General features: G+C 27.2%; 17 protein-coding genes. 5 read left to right on the top strand and 12 right to left on the bottom strand.

The features are described from left to right. Positions 1-101: 101 nt before the first annotated feature. A complete protein-coding gene (locus BUA48_RS02750; RefSeq protein WP_072829828.1) occupies positions 102-1238 on the top strand; it encodes a YkvI family membrane protein in 1137 nt (378 codons plus the stop codon). 51 nt (positions 1239-1289) lie between these two features. Here the strand turns inward: BUA48_RS02750 and BUA48_RS02745 are convergent, their stop codons facing one another. The 7 genes from BUA48_RS02745 to BUA48_RS02715 all read right to left on the bottom strand — a co-directional run bounded on the left by BUA48_RS02745 (position 1290) and on the right by BUA48_RS02715 (position 12762). Then, entirely contained in the window at positions 1290-1478 is a 189-nt protein-coding gene (locus BUA48_RS02745) for a ferredoxin (RefSeq protein WP_072829826.1), read from the bottom strand. A gap of 95 nt (positions 1479-1573) precedes the next feature. Further along, positions 1574-2575, bottom strand: coding sequence for a cache domain-containing protein (locus tag BUA48_RS02740; RefSeq protein ID WP_072829824.1), 1002 nt, complete (start codon positions 2573-2575; stop codon positions 1574-1576). A gap of 392 nt (positions 2576-2967) precedes the next feature. Next, positions 2968-7002, bottom strand: coding sequence for an AAA domain-containing protein (locus BUA48_RS02735; RefSeq protein ID WP_072829822.1), 4035 nt, complete (start codon positions 7000-7002; stop codon positions 2968-2970). A 104-nt stretch (positions 7003-7106) separates the two neighbouring features. Then, entirely contained in the window at positions 7107-7694 is a 588-nt protein-coding gene (locus BUA48_RS02730) for a GNAT family N-acetyltransferase (protein ID WP_072829820.1), read from the bottom strand. Positions 7695-7864: 170 nt separating this feature from the next. Continuing rightward, positions 7865-9493: a DUF2357 domain-containing protein gene (locus BUA48_RS02725; protein ID WP_072829818.1), complete on the bottom strand. Its 1629-nt coding sequence runs from the start codon at positions 9491-9493 to the stop codon at positions 7865-7867. After that, positions 9477-11465 carry an McrB family protein gene (locus BUA48_RS02720; protein WP_072829816.1) on the bottom strand — a complete coding sequence of 663 codons (1989 nt, stop codon included), beginning with the start codon at positions 11463-11465 and terminating at the stop codon, positions 9477-9479. Before BUA48_RS02720 ends, BUA48_RS02725 begins: the two co-directional genes overlap by 17 nt. Further along, positions 11452-12762: a hypothetical protein gene (locus BUA48_RS02715; RefSeq protein WP_072829814.1), complete on the bottom strand. Its 1311-nt coding sequence runs from the start codon at positions 12760-12762 to the stop codon at positions 11452-11454. Before BUA48_RS02715 ends, BUA48_RS02720 begins: the two co-directional genes overlap by 14 nt. 517 nt (positions 12763-13279) lie before the next feature. Between BUA48_RS02715 and BUA48_RS02710 the strand changes: the two genes are divergently transcribed. Further along, on the top strand, positions 13280-13990 hold the full coding sequence (locus BUA48_RS02710; RefSeq protein WP_072829812.1) for a radical SAM protein: 711 nt from the start codon (positions 13280-13282) through the stop codon (positions 13988-13990). Beyond that, a complete protein-coding gene (locus BUA48_RS02705) occupies positions 13983-14462 on the top strand; it encodes a QueT transporter family protein (RefSeq protein WP_072829810.1) in 480 nt (159 codons plus the stop codon). The genes BUA48_RS02710 and BUA48_RS02705 overlap by 8 nt, the downstream gene beginning before the upstream one ends. 183 nt (positions 14463-14645) lie before the next feature. On the opposite strand, the gene BUA48_RS02700 is transcribed toward BUA48_RS02705, so the two are convergent. Both BUA48_RS02700 and BUA48_RS02695 read right to left on the bottom strand, forming a co-directional pair. Next, entirely contained in the window at positions 14646-15485 is an 840-nt protein-coding gene (locus BUA48_RS02700; protein ID WP_072829808.1) for a pyrroline-5-carboxylate reductase dimerization domain-containing protein, read from the bottom strand. Positions 15486-15898: 413 nt separating this feature from the next. Continuing rightward, a complete protein-coding gene (locus tag BUA48_RS02695) occupies positions 15899-16570 on the bottom strand; it encodes a nitrite/sulfite reductase domain-containing protein (RefSeq protein WP_072829806.1) in 672 nt (223 codons plus the stop codon). 463 nt (positions 16571-17033) lie between these two features. Between BUA48_RS02695 and BUA48_RS02690 the strand changes: the two genes are divergently transcribed. Beyond that, positions 17034-17306: a DUF1294 domain-containing protein gene (locus BUA48_RS02690; RefSeq protein WP_072829804.1), complete on the top strand. Its 273-nt coding sequence runs from the start codon at positions 17034-17036 to the stop codon at positions 17304-17306. A 47-nt stretch (positions 17307-17353) separates the two neighbouring features. On the opposite strand, the gene BUA48_RS02685 is transcribed toward BUA48_RS02690, so the two are convergent. Next, entirely contained in the window at positions 17354-18658 is a 1305-nt protein-coding gene (locus BUA48_RS02685) for an MFS transporter (RefSeq protein ID WP_072829802.1), read from the bottom strand. A 229-nt stretch (positions 18659-18887) separates the two neighbouring features. Further along, the gene (locus tag BUA48_RS02680; RefSeq protein WP_072829800.1) at positions 18888-19856 is read right to left on the bottom strand and encodes a CobW family GTP-binding protein; all 969 of its coding nucleotides are present in this window, start codon (positions 19854-19856) and stop codon (positions 18888-18890) included. Between the two features lie 239 nt (positions 19857-20095). Between BUA48_RS02680 and BUA48_RS02675 the strand changes: the two genes are divergently transcribed. Beyond that, complete coding sequence (locus tag BUA48_RS02675; RefSeq protein ID WP_072829798.1) at positions 20096-20737, top strand: hypothetical protein; 642 nt, start codon at positions 20096-20098, stop codon at positions 20735-20737. A 190-nt stretch (positions 20738-20927) separates the two neighbouring features. Here the strand turns inward: BUA48_RS02675 and BUA48_RS02670 are convergent, their stop codons facing one another. After that, complete coding sequence (locus BUA48_RS02670) at positions 20928-21971, bottom strand: DNA polymerase IV (protein WP_072829796.1); 1044 nt, start codon at positions 21969-21971, stop codon at positions 20928-20930. Positions 21972-21997 lie beyond the last annotated feature (26 nt).

Below are 21997 nucleotides of genomic sequence, written 5' to 3'. Positions count from 1 at the left end.
TAAGTCTAATAATTTTATATTAGAATGAAAATGAAAATTAACTTAATAATTAAAGCTACTAAAAATAAGGGGAACGACCAAAATAAGGAATGGTGGTATAAATGGAGAAGGACACTATAAATTTAAAAAGTGTTTTAATGTTTTCAGGGGCAATATGCGCATATTTAATTGGATCTGGATTCGCAACAGGTCAAGAAGTTTTTCAATTTTTCACAACAAGTGGAACAAAGGGAATTATAGCAACTTTAATTTTTTTATTTATAATGTGCACTGCGACCTTAACTTTATGTAAAGTAGGTCAAAAAGAAAAATTTGAAAATCCATATTATGTTTTTAATTACTACTGTGGCAAAACAGTAGGTGATATATATATTTGGTACAGTGTTATATTAAATTATTGTATTTTTGTAGTTATGCTTGCCGGTGGTGGTGCAACGATTAACCAATACTTTGGTATTCCAACCTATGTAGGTACGGGTTTCATTGCTATACTTGCACTTGGAACTGCAATATTAGGTATGGAAAAACTCGTTAAGATTATTGGAGTTTTAGGTCCTATTAAAATTATACTTGTTACAATTTTAGGGATTGCAGCAATTATACCTCTTTTAAAACAACCTGGGCTTCTATCTCAAGGAGAAATGGCCTTACATGCTTCTGGTGTTAAAGCTGTTTCCTCAAATTGGGCGTGGTCTGGAGCCCTATATGCTTTTCTTTGTCTTATGATGAGCGTACCATTTTTAGTTAATTGTGGTGCCTCTGCAAAGAATGTAAAAGAAGCAAAAACTATAGGAATTGTTGGAATTGTTACTTTTACAGGCGCAATTGTTATGCTAGTAATAGCAGAGCTTGTTAACTGTAGCTCAATTATAGGAAAAGAAGTACCTACATTAGCTATAGCATCCAATATATCTCCTATATTTGGAACTATATTTTCAATACTAATTATAGTGGCAATATACTCTGCTGTATCTTCTTTACTTGTAATGACAGTTAGAAAGTTTGCTGTGGATAAGACTAAGCAATTTAATAACATTTCAGTAGTGCTAACTATTGTTGGTATGTTATTTGGTGGTATACTTCCATTTAATAAATTGGTAAATATTTTATATCCTTTAGCTGGATATTCAGCAATTGTTTTTATAGGTTTTATGATTTATAAAGAATTAAGAATAAAGTTGAAATCAAAACATGGTGAATCTACAGTTGAATCTACAATTGTAAAAGAAAGCAAATAAAAATACCTATCTAAGTAAATATAATACACGTTACTTAGATAGGTATTAATTTTATTCTTCTACACTAATAGCAGATACTGGGCATTGAGCCTCTGCATCCTTAGCTTCGCTTTTATTTGAATCCGTAACTTTACCATATGCTATGGATTTCCCATCATCATCCATCTTAAAAATTTCTGGACATACACTTGTGCATAAAGTACATCCTATACAAGTTTCTTTGTCTACATGTGCTTTCATACTTTTTTCCTCCAAATTTAATTAATCAATATAGTATTATGTCCTAGATTATATTTGTTATACATTTATATTTTATTACTATAGAGTTTGAAAATTTATTGTTTCTTATCTTTATTATTTTCACTTATTTTGTCATCCTTATCCTCCAAAATTTCTTCCACTTCATCCTTAACTTTTAAAATGGCTGGAAAGAACTTTTGACTAAAAAATATAACTATTATCTCTACGACACTTAAAATTTTAGTCAAATTATTAATTTTAGTTTTAATATCTTCATTAAAATCAGAGGTTTTTTCTAGTATCAATGTCCAGTCATTATAGGGAAGTTTAAAGTAAACTCCAAATACATTTTTGCCCATATGATTTTTATATATATTCATATGATCATAATCTATATTTAACTTCAATTTATTTAAATCTACTCTTTCTTTTCCTACGGCATCAGGTTTATAAATAGATTCTGTTATAAAAACTCCATTTTTATCTAATATATAGCATTCATATCCGTCTTCTAAAACACTATAATAGGACAATAATGTGCTTAAATAATTAGTTTTAATTTTTGTACTTATTACTCCTATAACTTTAGAAGAATTAGGTGTCTCAAATATTGGAACAGCTACTTGAAAGCTTCCACTTCTATTATTAAAATTCATTTCAGAAACTCCTACCTTTCCTGCCAAAGCTCCTTTAAAATAAATATTATTACTATAGTCATCTCTATTATAATTAAAACCATATAGTAAATTTAAATTATTATCTAAAATTATTATATTATTATATAAACCTCCCTTTTTCTCATTTAAAGCTTCTATATTAAATCTTAGCTTTGAACATTCTTCTCCATTAGGATCATAATCTTGAGATATAAGAGTTAAATCAGAAATTATGCCATTTATAGAATCCTCAATTATTATACTTTGCTTTTTTCCTATATTATAAATTGTATTATACATTGTTTCATTGTTTTTTATATATATAATATTTACAAACAAATAACTAGCTATTAATATTGGAATTAATACAGATAATATAACTAACACGTAACATCTTATCTTTTTTCCTTTTTTTAAAGTACTGCATTTTAAATTTATCATTCTATCATCCTTTGTTAACTATAGTTTTAATTTATCTTATTCATAATAAATTTATAATGACAGTCTTAAAATTACATTTACTCAATTTATTATGAAATAATCTTATATAGGAAGTATAGTTTGATAAGCATTTATAATTAGTTATTATTACCTAAAGTTAATTGTAATTTAAAATGTAAATTCTTTATAAAGTTATTTTACATTAAACAAATTATATTATTTTATATCTTTTAAAGGCTAAATCTTAATAGCACATTCATTAAAAAGTATCTTTTAATTTATATTTTTATCTTTTCTATCATATAAAAAACATGCCGAGATAACATGTATAAGTAAGCAAACTTATATGTTTTATCTCGGCATATTTTCAAAGCTTTATTTATCAATTAAACTTACTTATCTTTTAGTAAAAACTTTTTGATTTTATTTTCACTATAAAATTCACTATTTCTTATCTTAAAAATTTCCCAACCTACTCTCTCTAAACACATTTGTCTTTCATAATGATCTTCCCATATATAATTATCTTCATGACCACCAACACACATTAAGGCTAAATTTCTTTTAGTATCATTATTGTCATTAATAACAAAATCTAAAGAGTATTTGCCTATTTTTGCATTGGATATAATGTCATAATTATTTTCTATCAAGTATTTTTCTATATCCTGTTGGAAAGGATTTAAAATAGGCTTAATATATGACTCTGTAAATTGAGAGCTACTATAGTTATAAGCATAGTTTAAAAGAGAATGTCTAACACATTTAGTATTTAAATCTTCTAAACCTACTGAGTGAAAGATCCACATCTGATTTTTTGCTCTACTAGCTGCTACATTAAATCTTCTTTCATCAGATTCCTTAGTTAAGGCTGTGAACTTAACATTATTAGCTATAACCATAGATAAGAACATAATATCTCTTTCATCCCCTTGGAATGAATAAGCATCTCCACAAACTAGTTTTCTTCTAATAACTTCTTCCATACCTAAACTCTTAATTAAAAGCTCTTCAATGTACTCAGATTGAGCATCTCCTAAAAGTGAGATAACCCCCATAGTCATATCATTGTACTTTTCATCCTTACAACACTTAACTATAGTTTTCACTATTTCTTCAGCTTCTTTAATATTAATAGCCTTAGACTCATCTCTTACCCCATCTTCTATTTTTATAAGCTTAATAGGTTCTTCAAAATTTTCTTTGCTACTAGCACATCTTAATGGAACAATTTCCTTTGAGTAATAATTATCATTACTGAAATTTATTATTTCTGGTACACATCTAAAATGTTCCTTTAAAACTAATCTATTAGGGAAAACCCTTAAAGCAGTGTTATATAAACTTGTTTTTAAATCGAACCACTCAGAATGCGGTATATCCTTTAAATACTCATCTATTAAGGATTCAACAGAAGTTATGTCTTTACCTATAGCCTCTGGACTTATTTGTCTATCGTCTCCAACTATAACAGCTCTTTTTCCTCTCATTAAAACCGTAAGTGCTGAAATATCACTTTGACTACTTTCATCTACGATAATTACATCAAATAACTCCCCTACAGGGCTTATATTTTCAATTACTCTATTTATAGGCATAATCCAAACTGGAATAACATCCTTACAATTTTCCATTTCCTTTTGAGCAAGTTTTCTATATTTAACAGCTTGAGAACCAGTACCTTTTCCTATCCTCTTAATAGCTTCCATCCAAGTAAATAAGCTTCTTTTTTGCTCCTCTGTTGTTCTTAAAATTTGATTATACCAACTCTTTGTAGTAACTAATTTCTTAATTAATTGAGCTTCTCTTTCCTTTTCAATTTTTATATTTTTTTCTACCTCTTCAATAGAAGAATCTTGTAAAAAATCAAGATAATCTCTGAATTTTTTCCATTTAAATGCCATAGAAAAGTTACTATACTTGCTTATATCATCTTTATTAGAAATACATTCTTTTACAAACTCTAAAGTTTTAGAACAAGTATTTTGTAAAATCTCGTTAAAGTTAACTAATCTTTTAGCTTTATACTGTAATTCATTTAGTTCATCTATATATAAGAAAAAGTCTCTAATTTTATTTATTTCACCATCTTCTATATACTTATGAAGCTCTTTAAAAATTCCTTGTTGAGGAATAGAAGCTATAAACACATCTACTTCCTTATTTAAGCTATTTAATCTTTCTAAATCTACAATAGACTCTAAGGCTAACTTTACAATCTCGTAGCTATCTTTTTTGTACCAATCCATTTTTCTAGTAAACAGTTCTTCAGGTAATAATTCCTTTATAGGATTTACACATTCTTCCTCAAAAATTAAAATACTTTGAATTTGTTTTATATACTCTTGAATTTTAACTCTAAAAGTATCATCACTATATCTTAATCTTTCTACTCCAAACTCACACATGTTATTATTCCAATATGTAACCAAGGCTCTTTCACATTCTGATTTTTCAATTACCTTTCCAATCAACTCAACATGCTCTTTAGTTGAAATAGGTTTGAAATCTATGCTGCATTCCTCTAAAATATATTTGCATTTTCCATGCATTACTTTAAATAATCCACCTATTTTTCCCTTTGAGTTTATATTTCTACTTACAATTAAAAAGTCTTCTTTAAATTTATTTAAATCTTCATAACCTACTAAATTAATATTGTGAGAACTTAAGTCAATTTTTAAAGAATTAATTCTATCATTATAAGTTTTACATTTTTCACTAAATGCACGCCAGTTATCTTTAGATTCTTGAGAACTATAGCAGTTATCCATAAACTTCTTGTGCCAAGTTTTATCTAATTTACTCAAAATGTCACTAGCAAGGTTTAAGTACTTATGAAGATTTCTATTCTCCATTTTTTCTTTAACTTTCTCTTCATTACTCCAAAGATCCACACTCTTTTTAAATGTATCTTCTAAAGCTTGAAGTTTATTTATATCTCTTATCTTAAGATGAAGATTTTTATTTTCTAAAAACTTATCTATATACTCTCTTACATTAAGAATATCTTGTAGTTTTTTCTCACTTATGCTACATGATAAGTTTAAAAACTCCTCATATTCTCCTTGAGATAATGGCATACAGTTTATATCCTTAAGTGAATCTATAATCCAACTATAATTCCCCTCATTTTCTTTAATAAAAGTACCAATTTCTTTTAAAGTAAACTTTTCACCATCATATAAGAAATATTCATTTTCCTTACGTTCAATAGCCTTTAAGCTATTAAATAAATCCTTTTGCTTTTCTTTGCATTTATTTAAAGCTAATCTACTATTTTTTATATTTGTTCTTAATTCTTGTGTATCTACTGATATCTGTTCAACAATCTTTCTTACACTATCATCTAGCTCATCTAAGGATTTACTATCATCTCCTAGTATACTTATACAAAGAGCTCTTATCTCCTCTGGTATTTTATCAGATAGTACTTTTAAGGCCCTATCTGTTTGACTAGTTACTAGAACTCTCTTACCATGTGCTAGAAGATGACAAATTAAATTAACGATACTGTGGCTTTTTCCTGTTCCTGGGGGACCTTGTACCACAACTCCAAAATTTTGAGATAATCTTTTTACAATTTCCTCTTGTGCTTCATTAGATGGTAATGGAAAAAGTAAGTCTTGTCCAACATCTTCCCACTGTGGATCATTAGTATTATTTTTTACTGATGAATCTACTAATACTTGTATAGTTTTAGGAATCTCACATCCCTCTCTCAGAGCTTCAATCATAGAATTTAGTTCCATGTTCCATAATCTAGTATCAGTTTTTCTTAGAATGATCATAGGACATTTATAAATACGCATCCCTGAGTTAACTTTAAACTCTTTATTTGAAGACACAGGATTTAAAATTATATTTTCCTCAGTAAATTTTAAATGTTTCCCTATGGTTTTTATTGCATCTATTGCATCTTCTTGATTAAGTAAGTCTATTCCACGCTCTCGTAGCTTATTCTTTAGCTCTATTATATTATCAAAACTTATGTTTTTTATAACCCCACTTAGAAACTCAAATTCAACTTTAGTCTTATTATTATACGGCTTTAATGTAAATTTGTTTTCCTTATCATTAAACTTTAAATCTAACTTAGTTGTAAGTATAGGATGACAAATTTCCATTTCATCTACTTTTCCAACTACAACAGCATCAGTATAAATAAGTTCTAAACTTTCACTATTTTTTTGAAGCTTTAAGTAAAGTTTAGAAAAATCGTTATATATGCTATCCCCTTTATTTTCTATAGAAATCCACTCTTCAATTGAATCATTTAAATTAACTGTACATGAAGATAATTTTTCTATCTCTTCTTTATAAAATACTTTTTCATACTCCTCTATGTTCCTTACAGTTTTATCTTTTAAATTTTTTACTGCAAGCAAGTAGGAGAAGATTTTTTCAACTTTGTTGTTTATATCCAAAGTTCTCCCTCCATATCCTTAAATAAAAGTTTATTAATTTTAAACTTACGTTCTGTTATGACCTTCTCATTATACGGTATAATACACTTTTTTTAAAGTCTATACTAAATTAAAGTATCTGATTTCAATTTAGATAAAAGAATTAGGTTACTATACTTATCTTTTTCTTTATCATAAATATACTCTCTTAAAACCCCTTCTTTTTTGAAACCACAACCCTTTAATAATTTAATAGACCCAATATTTCTCTCATCAATGGATGCCTGAACTCTATTTAATTCAAGTTGCTTAAAGCTATAATCTAATATTGCGCTTATAACCTCAGTCATAACACCTTTTTTCCAATAATCTTTTTTTAATAAATACCCGATTTCACCTCTTTTGCTTGAAAGGTTAAGGTTAATAAATCCACAATCACCTATTACCTTTCCTGAAGATTTATCCTCAATAGCCCACATAAGAGTAGTTTTTTTCAAATAAAAAGAATTGAGCTTGCGAATTATTCTTTTTACTTGCTCAATAGAATTAACTGAAGACATTCCTGAATACTTCATAACTTCTTTATTACAAAAGATATAAAATAAATCGTAACAATCACTATCTAAGATATTTCTTAAAATAAATCTTTTTGTCTTAATTATGGGAAAGTCACCAAATACCTCAGCACTTTCTTCTCTGCATATCCTCTCCATAAACACTACACCAGCCTTTAAGATTTCTTAATTTTGATGAATTTAATATACCCCTTAGTTATATTATAAAACTTTTATATAACATACTGTAGTTTAAATTTAAAAAAGTTATATTTTATAAAAATCATAGCACCATAAAGTTATAAGATGCCATGATTTTTTACTTTGCTCTACAAGAGTAACTTTTGTATTTCTCTCTTTAACTCATCATATCCTAATATATCTTCTTCATTTTCAGAAGGCTCAATATCAATAAAAGAAAACTTATATATAGGGTGACTATATTTTTCTCTTTCATTAAATTGCTTAGGATATGCAATTATTACATTATTTATAGCATTCCATATAACCTCTCCATTACCATCTTTAAGTTCATAATATCCTAAGGCTTTATAATCCTTTAATTGCTTCATTATCTCTGTTTCCCCTTCACTGTTAAAAAGGTACTTTTGTTTTCTACACTTTACTTCAACTATTAGGGCATTTTTAAAGTAATAATTTTTATCAAATAATGCTATTCTTACATCAGGTCTTTTATGCCTTGTATTAAGTGGTACAAAACCTGAAGCTGGATTTTTAAAATCTATTTCTTTTATTTCTTCATCATAAGCAATTTCAATGATATTACTTTTGCTCTCAAATCTAAGTATAGTTCCACTTTGAAGATCAGTATTTAAATTTTCTCCCTTTTGATCCGCAAGCCATCCACTTTCCCACTCATATCCAAAGTCTTTTATTATATTTATAATTAACATAAATATATAATATTCAAAAAGTTTAGATGTTTTTTTAAATGAATAAACTTCTTCTTTTTGTTCATTTTCACAAAGGCCTTTATTACTTATTTTATTGTAAATTTCGTAAAGCTTATAATATCTCCTATCCTTAAGCATTCTTAAGGAGGGTTTAGTTATATTTTTATATAACTTTATATCAGAAAGCCAGGAGCATCTAAGGTGATATGAAATAACCCCTCTTAAATTTACAATGTAATTTATTTCATTTATATATATATTACTAGAATATAATTTTAATTCATTTTCTATATTCTTTAAATATATAAGGTACTGCACTAAAATTTTCTTTAGCCATTTATTTTCTAAGTTATCAACAGATAGTTTAGAGATACTTGAAAAGTTTTCTTTAACTATGCCATTATAATCACTTGCTCCCTTTTTATTAATTAAATATTGAACCTTACTATTCATATGCTTAGTAACTGAAGTTCTTATATACTCTTTTTTCATATCTTCTATTGGGTTATTAATAATAGAGTTTAAAATACAGCTAAAATTGTTTAACTTTTCATATTTATCACCTAAATTAATTATATCCCCCTTAGAAATAATCCTTTCAGAATTTAAGTTATAAGTAAGTCCCTTAACCAGCTTTTCAAGATAAATTTTTATATTTTCTAAACCTTGCCACGATAAACTAGAAGGGTTTATTCTATAATATCCATTAAAATTAATATCCTTAGTTTTTAGAAGAATCATATAAAACCCAGGAACTAATAAACCCTCTTCATCTATTCTTGAAGTTAAATTTACAGTTTCACCATTTTTAACTGATTTTATATCTTCCTCAAAAGTCTCTACAATAAGTTCTGCACTTTCATCAGCTGACTCTAAAGTTACAGTAACAGCTTCGTATTCCCCAAAGTGAATTAATTTATCTCCTAAATTTCCATCTGGATATTTAGTAAGATCTATTATCTTTTCAGTTACAATAGTATTTACCACTTCATTAGTGGTGCCATAAACATATATAGTAAATATTAATTTAGTTTGTGTATCCATACAAACTTAACTCTCGAGCCTTTCTACATATTTCTTTTTTCGTTATTTTAAATGAGCTTATGTTACTGGCTATTTCACTATTAAACAACTCATATAATTGGCTATTCTCTGGAATGCGTTGCATTGGTTCACATTGTCCTATTAAATCTCCAAACTGCTCTCTAGTCCCTCTTATTTTCGTTAAAACCCTTTGTTTTATTTGAATATCAAAGGCATCATTCATTGATATTAAAGGTACATAATTAGCATCAAAAGGTATATTCTTAAGATATTTTCCAATACTCTCCACAGTTCTAAAAGATATTCCTCTTTGCTCATCATAGCTCTGAATAAGTTCATGTAACTCATCTAAAAACCTTAAAGACTCTTCATTAAATGCCTCTAATCCATTGCAATCATCTACCCACTCCATATAAGAATCATAAAAACCATATTCTTCATTGTTATGAGTTAAAGTTTTTACTTCTTGCTGTTCCTTTTTATATTGTAAAAAAGATTTTTTCCTTGGAGTTATTATATTGGCTCTATCTAAAAGTCTATCTGAAAACTCCTTGGTAGTTTCATCCATGTTAACGGTTCCTACAAATAAAATATTATTTCCTATTAACACACTGCTTGGATAATCCTCTTTATTATTGCACTGACTCTTAGAACTATATAATCTTAAATTTCTATCCCTCTCATTTAATTCTAATAAGGATATAAATGGAGCAAACCAATGCTCAATTTGTGATAAATTCATTTCATCAAAAATTATCATATACATCTTATCTTTATTCTTATTAGCTTGTACTAAAAATTCAACTACTCCTGTTTCTGAAGGAATGTAGCTTCCATTAGAATTATTTAAATATCCTAATATATCTGATGGTTCAGTATATGATGGGCTAATAGGCACTATAAGCACTCTATCCTCCTTATTTAATCCAAAAGCTCTAGCATAAGATAAGGCTAACTGAGTTTTTCCCATACCAGCCATGCCTGCTAAAATTGTTAATGGATTAGTTTTTAAACTAATATGAAAATTTACCAAATCTGAAAAGTCATAACATAGTCCTTCAGCTATAGTATATCTTTTTAGCTCCTGTAAAAATTCTATTTCTGAGTCACAGTCCTTTAAGATATCATAATGAAATATTTCCTCTCTTTTAATAGCGGTACCTTGTGATATTTCCTTACTATTAGCTATGGATTTTATTACAGTTTCAGGCTCTCCACTTAAAATTAGATTTTCAATAAGCCCTCTTTTTATAAAGCTATGATCTCCCTTTGCTAATATTGAATTATTTTTAAAAGTTACTAAATCCTCTATTTTAACCTTCTTTATACTACTCTCACCCACATGTATAAGCATGGAAGATCTTCTATCTTGTTTCCAAGCAGAAAATCCGTAATATAAATACTCTCCACAAAGTAAATACTTTAAATTAGGCATATACAAACTATAGTCGCAAATATTAATAGGCTTTTTACTTAAAATTTGCTCTTCAAAAACAGAGTTGAAATTATTTATAGTAACATAACTTTCATAATAATCTAAATCACTAAAAGCTCCATCTTCTTCAACAGAGACTATACGTAAATTTTTATATAGCTTTTTCTCCATGTTGTAATTTTTAACATTTATAGCAGGTGTAAATAAAATTATTTTGTTTCCAAGTTTTTCTTCAATAAATTTCATTTTTTCCTGCGGTTCTAAATCATAATAATTATCATCCATGATTTCCCATTGATAAATATCTATACCTAAGTAATTATTATTTTTCTCTTCATTATCCACTTCATTATTTAAAAATTCTACTACTGGCATAGGTTCATCACATATAGGTTTTATATTAAAAAATACATTTTTATCAGAACTATTACTCATGACCCCTATAGGATATTGACATTCCACTGCCAATTTTCCAACTAATATACAATCATTACACCCCTTTAATTTTGTTAATTCAGTTCTGTTATACTCTCTCATATGTTACACCCCAATCCCCTTTTCTAAGTTCCAATATGAAATCCAATAATTCCCTTTGATCTCTAGATAATATAGTTTCATATTCTATATTAAATTTTATGAAATCTTTTTCTAATTCCTCTATATCTTTAGATGACATGCCATTTCTATGAATTATAATCTTACTTATATTTCGCTTACTTGCATCCACCGTTTTCCACTGCATAATAGAATAAAATTTGACTTCTGGGAACATATTTTTGAGTAAATTAACACTATTATTAGTTATTATAACTATTTCACTTTCAAAGTCCTCGTCACTACAAGAAAATATTCTAAGCTCTTTACTATACATATCACACTTTGTCTTTAAGCTCATATTCTGACTTTTCAATACATTAATTTCATCTCTTAAATCCTTTTCTATGTTATTAATATCAATTTCCTTTATTTTTATAGCTTCTCTAAATAACTTATTATCCTTATTTAAAAGCTCATTATTTTCTTCTAATTTATTGTTATTTGTTTTTAACTTCTCTAACTGCTCATTTAAATTACTTATCTCCTTTTCTAAAAATTCAACTTTATTTTCATATTTTAAAATGCTTTCTTTCAAAGAATTATTTTCATCATTTTCTATTTTTATATTACTTAATTTTTCTATTCTTTCTTTGATAATTCCTAAATATATACCTTTCCTCTCTTCATCTTGAAAGGGTAATCTTTCTAAAATAACACTTAAAATAGGAATATCACCATATTCTACTTCATTACATTTAAAATAACTATACAGTTCTTGAATACCTAACTTAGAAGTTTCCTTTTCTATTTTCTCAATTATCTCTGTTTCTTCTCTAAAGACTTCTTCAACAGAGTTTCTTAAAACCTCTACGTAATTATCTTTCTTTAGGAAATACCTATTTACAAAATATTCGCAAATCTCTCTCTCTGACACAGGGTCGCTGATTTTATAAAATGGGGGATCATTATTTTTTAAGTTTTCTGTTATCTGTGGAAGTACTTCCTTTATTTTTTCACCATGATATATTACAGCATTAGCAAATTTAACATCGTCTGTTATATCTAAGTCATCTCTCAGAATTTCCTTTAAAGTGGAATTTTTAAATTTATCAGTTTTATAGGTACTAAGCACGTTGTAAAAAGAATCCTTTTTAGAGTTGTCTTTTTTTATACACTTTTTTAATTTTAGCTTTTTTAAATCCATATAAGAATTTTTATAATTTTCTTTAAAGAGTTTTAAAAATAATTCTATTTGAGACTTATCCATAAGCTCCACTAATACATCTATTTCATTCAAAACCTTCACCTCTTCATACTTTAATTAATATTATTTATTAATCTTCTCACAATTTTTCCATGTTTTATCCTCCATAATTCAATTTATAATTAAATAATACTACAGTTTATAGTGAAATTTATGTCAAATTAAGTAGTTTACTATTTAAAATTTAAAAACATATTTATTATTAATTTAATATTTGACTTATTGATTTCAATGCATTAAAATAATTTATGTTATAATTAATTAAGTTGTATGTAATAATTTATAACTCAATTAATTATTTCGCATAAATGTATAAAAGTAATTACTAAAATTTAATACTGCAGTTCGTAAACCTCCTGCATAAAAAAACTAGGTACCTTTACACTATGGAAATAACATAGTTCTTTTTAGTATGTAAACTACCTAATTTTTAGGTAGTTTTTTTATTTTTTATTGAAATTAAGGCCAAAATATAAAAGTTATATTTTATTACTGCTTTATAGAATATAACATTTAAAGCAAAACAATTAAAAAGAGGAGACTTATAAATATGGATCTTGAAAGATACAGTAAAATAACAAATAAAAATAAAAGAGAAATAGTCTTACTTAAGGGGTTTCCTTGTAAGTGGGGTCGTTGTACATTTTGTGATTATATAGAAGATAATGATACTCATGAAGAAGAAATGATTAAACTTAACAATGAAATACTTAAAAATGTTACTGGTGAGTTTAAGCAATTAGAAGTTATAAATTCTGGCAGTTGTTTTGAGTTACCCGAAGCAACCCTTAAAGAAATAAAAGAAGTGATTCAAAATAAAGCTATAGATACTCTTTATTTTGAAAGTCATTGGATATATAAAAACAGACTTAATGAAATTAGAGACTTTTTTTCTCCAACTACTGTAATTTTCAAGACTGGAATAGAAACTTTTGATGATAACTTTAGAAACAATATCTTGAAGAAAGGTATCAAGCTAAAGACTCCTTATGAAGCTGGTGATATCTTTGATTCTGTTTGTTTAATGTTTGGTATAGAAGGACAAACTAAGGAAAGCATAGCCTATGACATAGACTGCGCATTAAAAAGCTTTAAAAGAATTTGTATAAATATTTATGTTGAAAATTCTACAAAATTCAAAAGAGATGAAGAGCTTATAAAGTGGTTTAAAGAAAACTATAGCTACCTTGAAGAAAATCCTTCCGTAGAAATTCTTTGGAATAATACTGATTTTGGAGTTGGAGGAGAATTAAATGAATAAAATAGATACAAAATTTTTAGTTAAAACAGCTATGATTGCTGCTATTTATGCAGTATGTACAGTAGCAATTGCACCCTTAAGTTTTGGTGCAATACAATTTAGATTTTCAGAAATACTTGTGCTTTTAGCATTTTTAGATAAAGACTATATACCTGGACTTGTTTTAGGATGTGCAATTGCAAACTTATTTAGTCCTTTAGGCTTAATAGACGTCTTTGTAGGTAGTTTTGCTACATTTTTAAGTGTTTATATGATTTCTAAAAGTAAAAGCCTTTTTGTTGCCTCTTTATGGCCAACATTAAATTGTGTGTTTGTAGGTGCTGAGTTATATTTCATTACCAAAATGCCTTTTATACTTACAACGCTTCAAGTTGCTTTAGGAGAATTTGTAGTAGTAACACTTATTGGTTTCCCAGTTTTCAAAGTTTTAATGAATAATGAAAGACTAACAAATTTACTTAAATTAAAATAATGTAAAAGAAAAAGTCATGGATTCTTAGTTTTGAATTACGACTTGAGATCACTACTTCTTATAAATAGTGATTCCAAGTCTTTACTTTCAAACTATTTAACCATGACTTTTATTTATATTCTTATCTACTAGTATATATCTTTAAATAACATTTTATTATTTTTAAGGTATCATACTTATTCTCTATAATTCCATATTATTTACTATATCTTCACCTTTTTGTGTTATAGTAGTATATTTATCAGTTGTTCTTTTTAAAACTTCCTCAAATACTTGTGGTAACTTTTCTTCTAAAACCTGTATACCTTCATAAGTAATTCCACCCTTAGTAGATACTCCTTTTATCGTTTCTTCAAGTTTCATATCATTTTCAACAAATAATTTAGAAGTTCCATATACTGATTGCATTATTATATGCTCCATTTCTTCTTCAGTAAGATTAATACTAAACTTGTTAGCAGCCTTAAGAAACTTAGATAGAATTTCTGCTATAAATGCTGGCATACATCCAGTTAGGTTATGACATAAGTTAATATCTTCTTCCTTTATAAGTTTAACTTCACTGATACTACCCATTAATTTTTCAAAAAACTGAGAATTCTCTTTAGAAACTACGTTGTTATGACAAATTAAAGATACCCCACTTCTAACCCTTGAATTTAAAGTAGGCATAAATTTAGTCATGCTTCCATAGTAAATTTTATATAAATCTTCAAAAGCTATAGTAGCTGTAGAAATAATTAAATAGCTTTCTTCATTTAAAACCTCTCTAATTTCTTTTATTACTTCTGGAACATTTAATGGTTCCACAGCAATTATAATTCTACTACAAGCCGCTGCAACTTCCTTATTACTTTTACAGCAATTAATATTAGGATATTTTACTTTGAAATTTTCAAGTTTTTCTTGAGAACGATTTGATAAATAAACATTTTCTTGTTTTAAATCTCCAGATTCAAGAAATTGATTCACCATCATTGAACCCATACTGCCAATACCTATAAACCCCACATTATTGTTCATTTAAGTTCCCCCTTATTCTGGTATAAAAATCATTTCTAAAATCATAGCATATTACAATATTTTGTGTCAAATACCAAACTATTGAATTTGATTTCTTTGGAGTTTACATTTTTTATAATCCTCATAATATTTATTATGTAAACTTATCTCTTGTATTTATAATAATATAACCAATAAATTTTCACTATTTCTTAGAATATTAATTAATTTTATAATTTAATTATTCATCTTATTAATATGCTTAAATATCAATAATGTACTTATTTGATATAAATATATATAGTTCACCTTGGTTATGTTTAACTTTTTTATAAATTACTATACTAAAAACTAAACTTTATTTAATACTATTTAAAATAAAAACACCTTAATCATATAAGCATAACTTATATAATTAAGGTGTTACTAGTATATTATATATATTGCTCTAAATTTAATTTTTCTTTAAAAGTTTCTAACCCTACTCTATCTATGTAGTCTCCCAATCTTTCTTTTCCTTCAGCATTTTCATCATAAACTGCAATTATTTTTTCAACTAAAGCTAAAGTATTCTCTGGAGAAACATTCATAACTAGTTTATCTCCTAGTCTTGGTCTAACTCCGCCTTTTCCTCCAACATAAATAATCCAGCCTTTTCCACCACCTATTAATCCTATATCTCTAGTGTGACTATCTGCACAACTATTTGGACATCCACTTACAGCTATTTTAAGTTTATTAGGAAGATTTCTTCCATGATATAAACCATCAAGCTTTGAACCAATGTCTACAGAATCTTGTAAACCTCTTTTACAAAAAGTAGTTCCTGGACAAATTTTTATACTTCTAACACATAATCCTATTGCAGCACCTGGTTTCATACCTAAATCTTCCCAAGCACTATCTATATCATCTTCTTTAAGACCTACAATAGCTATACGTTGAGCACCTGTTACCTTTAAAGCAGCAGCATTATATTTTTCCGCTACATCAGCAATTGTTCTAAGTTGATCCGGAGTTACTAATCCACCTGTTAAATGCGGTGCAATTGCATATGTCTCTTTATCTCTTTGAAGTACTGCACCTTTTTCTAATAAATCTTTCATGTTATTACCTCCCAAAGCAATCAATTGAATCATAAATATTATAGCAATTTTTATGTTTAATGGATAGATTATACTTGAATTTAATTTTCCCTATACTATTTATTTTTATTATTTCCTAAAGTTTTTTTATTATATGCATTTAAGTAAAGATTCTTAGAAAGTTAAAATTAACTCTCACTAATAAAATGAATTGAATTTTAAATATATCTTCCCACTTATACTTCATATTATTAATATCTACTATTAAAATTTACGTAGCATTAAACTTTTCACATATAAAGAACATAAAAACTCAAAGTTTCATTTCATTAACTATCTAAGAAATAAAAAACACAATGTATTTGAAATTATTACCAAGGAAATATTTTCAAATATTCTGAAAATAATTTCCCATTTTATTTATTATTTTTTTCAATTAAATATGCTATGATGATACTATAAATTCTTTTTTAGGAGTATAGCTATGAATAACTTTTTTATTTATCTTGTTGCAATAAACTTAATTGCCTTTATATTTATGTATGAAGATAAAAGGAGAGCAAAAAGAAAACAATGGAGGATTCCAGAAGCAACGCTTTTAGGAATAAGTACTATAGGGGGAAGTCTAGGTGCATATATTGGTATGTACAGTTTTAGACATAAAACAAAACACTTAAAGTTCACCTTAGGAATTCCTATAATCTTTATAATTCAATTATTTATCATTATGAAATATATAAAGACTCCTCTTCTTTAATTTAAGAAGAGGAGTCTCTTTATATTATCTTAATCATTTCCTATATTTTAGTTAGCTTTTTTCTTTTTTTGAGTACTATAAACTGTAATACATATTAATAAAGCAGCAAAACAGAATATAAATGCTGATTTAAAACCAGCTACTGCTATAACACCATTTTCAGTATTCTTAGCAATAATTGCACTCATAATTTGTTGGAATAATGCTCCACACAAGAATACAAAGGTATTCAATAATCCTGTTGCTGTTGCAGCCATACTTAAGTCTATATTTTCCTTTAAGTTTGCGTAAACAACAACGAAGAATCCTCCAAAGAATCCATATAAAGCTAATAGAACTTTGAACATACCTAATCCTATAGAATCAGTCATAAATACAAGTGGAATCCAAGTTAATGTATAACATATACACCCTAAAAGAACTACAGTTTTTTTAGATTTTATAACCTTATCAGCTATCACACCTGATAATGGACACCCTATTATCATAAAAATAGGAATAATACTCAATAATTTTCCTGCTTGTTCTTTAGTCATATTATATACAGTCATTACATAAGAATTCGCCCACAATCCTTGGAATCCCATAATTGTTCCATACATAAAAGATAGCATTATAACAGTTGTCCAGAAATTATAATTCTTACATATCTTCTTTATAGCTTCCATAGTTCCTACTGCCTTAGGCGCAACTTTCGGAACTTCTCTTCCCTCTATTGAAGCAATAGAAGCACCACCTATATCCTCTGGCTTATTTCTTACAATTAAATATGTTAAAATACCTATAAATATGGATATACCTCCAACTGAATACATTGAATTTCTCCATCCCATCATAGCCATTAATACTACTAAAGGTGCTGCTGCAGCCAATGAACCTGCATTTCCCACGGCTAAAAGTATACCCGAATATGTAGCAAATTCATCTTTTCTAAACCAGTCTGCTAGAATTCTTATAATTGGTACATAAATAAAGGCAACTCCAAATCCAACTATAGCTCTCCCAACTAAAGCAATCTCAAAGGATGGTGCCATACCGAATATTATAGATCCTAACCCTGCCACTGCAACAAATAATGCTACAGTCTTTCTTGCTCCCCATTTATCAGCCAAAATACCAGCTGGTAATTGTGCCACTGCATATGGATAAAAATACATTGAACTTAATAAGCCTAAGCTAGTTGCTTGAATGCTAAAAGATTTAATTAAATCTTGAGACATTACAGCTGTTGATGTTCTGTGAAAATACACAAAGAAATATGCTAAAGCTAAAATAGCATACATGTAATACCTATAACTTAGCGTTTTCTTCACCTTACTTTGATCTAAAACTACTTCCCCACTCTTACTCATAAAAATCTTTCCCCTTTTTACTTAATCCATTAAGATCCATATAATAAAATTTTAGGTCAAAGGCATATACGTCAATTTAATAAACTAAGATAATGATTAAGATATTTTTTACAGATACTTAACAGATTTTCTATATTAATCACCTAATTTTATCAATTATTGTCTATATGTGTCTAATATATTTTTTAAATAGATTTTTGTAGTTTTATTATATTTTCCCATAACATACTTATCTTTTCATTCTATTTATTTCTATAGGGTTAAAGATTATCTTTATTCTGTTTTTATTTAAATTCTCTCCTATTACACATATCTTAGGAGTTGCTTCTATTTTACTTTCTCGTATTTCGTAATTTCCATTTACATAATCAAATTCTAGGGACTGTGACATAGATTCTATATTAGCTTTTGCTTTTACAATTCCTTTTGCTCTAAATATATTTCCTATATCGTATTGTTTCAATATGCTTAATTTTTTATATAATTCCTCTCTTGAATATTTCTTTTTTACTTCAAAAGCTATACTTGTAAAGTTTTCGATTTCCCTTTGTCCTTCTTTACTATGTTCTCCCAATATTGAATTTTCAAAGTTTTTAAGTTCCTCTTCCTTAGAATCTATAAAGCCCTTGAAAAATTCATCTTCGCAACTTTCTAAATCCTCTGATAATATATTTCCTTTTACATTTAACTCCTCAAAGGATTCAACTATTTCCACTAAAGTATCCCTGCTTATTTTATGACTTTTGCTTATTATTACATTTTTAGCGTTTATAATTTGATCCTTGAAAAATTCTCCAAATACCTCCTTTTGCTCAAGATAATTTTCTCCATCCACTAAGGTTATTATGTTTTTTATTATACACCTATGCTTAAACTCTTTTCCATCTAGTATCTTTAATATCTCACTTAAAACTCCTAATCCTGTAGGTTCTATGATTATATTATTGGGATTCATATTTTCTAAAATATTCATTATTCCATCGGTAAAGTCAATTCTTAAATTGCAACATATACACCCTTCTGGAATATCTACTACATCATATCCTTTATCTCTTATAAAATCTCCATCTACAGAGGTTTCTCCAAATTCATTTTCTAAAATTACACTTTTTCCATTACTTAAACTTCTTAAAAACTTTTTTATGAATGTAGTTTTCCCTGCTCCTAAAAAACCTGACACAATATAGACATTGACCATTCTTCACACCTCTTACATTTATTTTAATTATCTTAAATAAAATTTCTTTATAAATAAGTTCAATACTAAAACTCATGCATCTTATATTATTGTACATAATTTATTATTAAGTGACATAATTTATTATATAATATTTGAAAAACCTATAGAATATATTTATCCTATAGGATATTTTTACTTTTTTCTATATATTATCTTAAATTTTTACCTTATAATATAAGGCATAGGAGGTGATAATTATGAACAAGAAGAAAAAAATACTTTTAATACTTCCCGTACCAATAATTTGTATAGTATTAGTAATAGCTGCATCTTATTATTACTACTTTTATCCCAAAACTGAAGTTACTTCACTTAATGAAAATATAACTATAGATAATTGGGATTTAGCTTCTAAGTTTATTCCTAGTGATTTTAATTTATCTTTTAAAGAAATCTCCGTAGAATCTAATACAGTATTTACAGAGGATGAACTTACAAAATTAGCGATTAAATCACTTCAGGAAATACCTGAAATTCAAGGCATTGTAACTGGTCTTAAAGTAAATATAGAAAATAATAGAATTAACATATACACTCATATTAAATATAAAAAGATTCCTGTAGAAATAAAACTAAGCTTTAGTGGTAGAGCTATGGATGGTAAAGGAGTTTTTCACTATGAAGGTGGTAAAGTAGGTCTTGCTAAGATACCAAAGGATACTATCTTTAAAAATTTAAATGATACATCTATTATTCAATACAACAAAGAAAATGGTGATGCAATCCTTTCTTTTGACAGTATTAAGCTAATTGACATTAAGGATGTAAAAGTTGAAAATGATGCAGTAACCCTTGTATTTAAAGCCACATTAAAGTTTTGGGATTGGCTCTCTAAATAATATGTACATATAGATATATAAAATATAGATATATATATTTATGTATCTTAATCTTAAAATCAAATTAACTATACCTTATTTCTATTGCAATCTATATCACATCATATACATTATACATATTATATTACAAACTAATACTTGAATTCTTTTTATAGCATTATAGTAACTCGTTATCTATTAATAATATCTTTTAAAAAAACTTTAACTGCTCCATTTCCTTAGTTTTTAAGTTACTAATAGAAAGTCCTATTAATCTAAGCTCCTTCTCTAACTCTAAACTATTTAATAATTTAAATCCTTCTCCAAATATTTCTTCTTCATTAGAAAGATAATACTCGAAACTCTTACTTTTAGTATGACTTTCGAAATCTGAAGTCTTTATCTTTAAGGTTATAGTTTTTCCACCTAAATTTCTATCATTTAAATATGTACTTATATTTTTAGCAAATTCCTTTAAATATTCCTTTAACATTTCTTTATCATTAGTATCAATTCCCAAAGTCCTTTCTTTGCCCACAGACTTTCTATCTCTCGTAGTTGCAACCTCTCTTTTATCTTCCCCTCTTATTCTTTCATATATTTCAGATCCAAACTTTCCAAAGTATTCATTTAGAAATTCTTTTTCTAGCTTATATAATTGCTCTACATTATATATTCCTATGTTATTTAATCTTGTAACAGATCTTTTACCTAAGCCATGTACCTTATTTATAGGTAATGGAAACAATATCTTGGGAATCATTTTCTTACTTATAACCATAAGTCCATCTGGTTTATTCCAGTCTGAACCTAACTTAGCTAAAAACTTATTGTATGATATTCCAACAGAAATCGTTAAACCTAACTCACTTTTTACCCTATATTTTATTTCTTTAGCAACCTCTAAGGGATCTCTATTTTCTTCTGTAATATCTAAATAAGCCTCATCTATACTAACAGCTTCTACCTTTGAAGTTATAGAATTAAGTATGTCAAAAACCATGTTAGATATTTCTTTATACCTATAAAATCTAGGATTTAGAAATATGCCCATAGGACATAACGCCTTTGCAATATACCCTGGCATAGCAGATTTAACCCCATATTTTCTAGCCTCATAAGAACAGGTAGCAACAACACCTCGCTGCGATACCCCTCCAACGATTACTGGTTTTCCTTTAAGAATTTTATTATCCATAACTTCTACTGATGCAAAAAATGCGTCCATATCTACATGAAGAATAGTCCTCTCCACTTATTTCACCTCTTATTTCACCTCAT

This window comes from Clostridium collagenovorans DSM 3089, assembly GCF_900130005.1.
GTDB classification, from domain to species: domain Bacteria; phylum Bacillota; class Clostridia; order Clostridiales; family Clostridiaceae; genus Clostridium_D; species Clostridium_D collagenovorans.
Note: the sequence above shows the minus strand (reverse complement) of the source record. Positions and strands in the feature narration are given on the sequence as shown.

Bases quoted from the DNA above. Each gene is read 5' to 3' on its own strand.
- BUA48_RS02685 (WP_072829802.1), bottom strand. From the start codon at position 18,658: ATGAGTAAGAGTGGGGAAGTAGTTTTAGATCAAAGTAAGGTGAAGAAA.
- BUA48_RS02730 (WP_072829820.1), bottom strand. From the start codon at position 7,694: ATGGAGAGGATATGCAGAGAAGAAAGTGCTGAGGTATTTGGTGACTTT.
- BUA48_RS02700 (WP_072829808.1), bottom strand. From the start codon at position 15,485: ATGAACAATAATGTGGGGTTTATAGGTATTGGCAGTATGGGTTCAATG.
- BUA48_RS02710 (WP_072829812.1), top strand. From the start codon at position 13,280: ATGGATCTTGAAAGATACAGTAAAATAACAAATAAAAATAAAAGAGAA.
- BUA48_RS02695 (WP_072829806.1), bottom strand. From the start codon at position 16,570: ATGAAAGATTTATTAGAAAAAGGTGCAGTACTTCAAAGAGATAAAGAG.
- BUA48_RS02680 (WP_072829800.1), bottom strand. From the start codon at position 19,856: ATGGTCAATGTCTATATTGTGTCAGGTTTTTTAGGAGCAGGGAAAACT.
- BUA48_RS02750 (WP_072829828.1), top strand. From the start codon at position 102: ATGGAGAAGGACACTATAAATTTAAAAAGTGTTTTAATGTTTTCAGGG.
- BUA48_RS02690 (WP_072829804.1), top strand. From the start codon at position 17,034: ATGAATAACTTTTTTATTTATCTTGTTGCAATAAACTTAATTGCCTTT.
- BUA48_RS02675 (WP_072829798.1), top strand. From the start codon at position 20,096: ATGAACAAGAAGAAAAAAATACTTTTAATACTTCCCGTACCAATAATT.
- BUA48_RS02740 (WP_072829824.1), bottom strand. From the start codon at position 2,575: ATGATAAATTTAAAATGCAGTACTTTAAAAAAAGGAAAAAAGATAAGA.
- BUA48_RS02705 (WP_072829810.1), top strand. From the start codon at position 13,983: ATGAATAAAATAGATACAAAATTTTTAGTTAAAACAGCTATGATTGCT.
- BUA48_RS02720 (WP_072829816.1), bottom strand. From the start codon at position 11,465: ATGAGAGAGTATAACAGAACTGAATTAACAAAATTAAAGGGGTGTAAT.
- BUA48_RS02745 (WP_072829826.1), bottom strand. From the start codon at position 1,478: ATGAAAGCACATGTAGACAAAGAAACTTGTATAGGATGTACTTTATGC.
- BUA48_RS02725 (WP_072829818.1), bottom strand. From the start codon at position 9,493: ATGGATACACAAACTAAATTAATATTTACTATATATGTTTATGGCACC.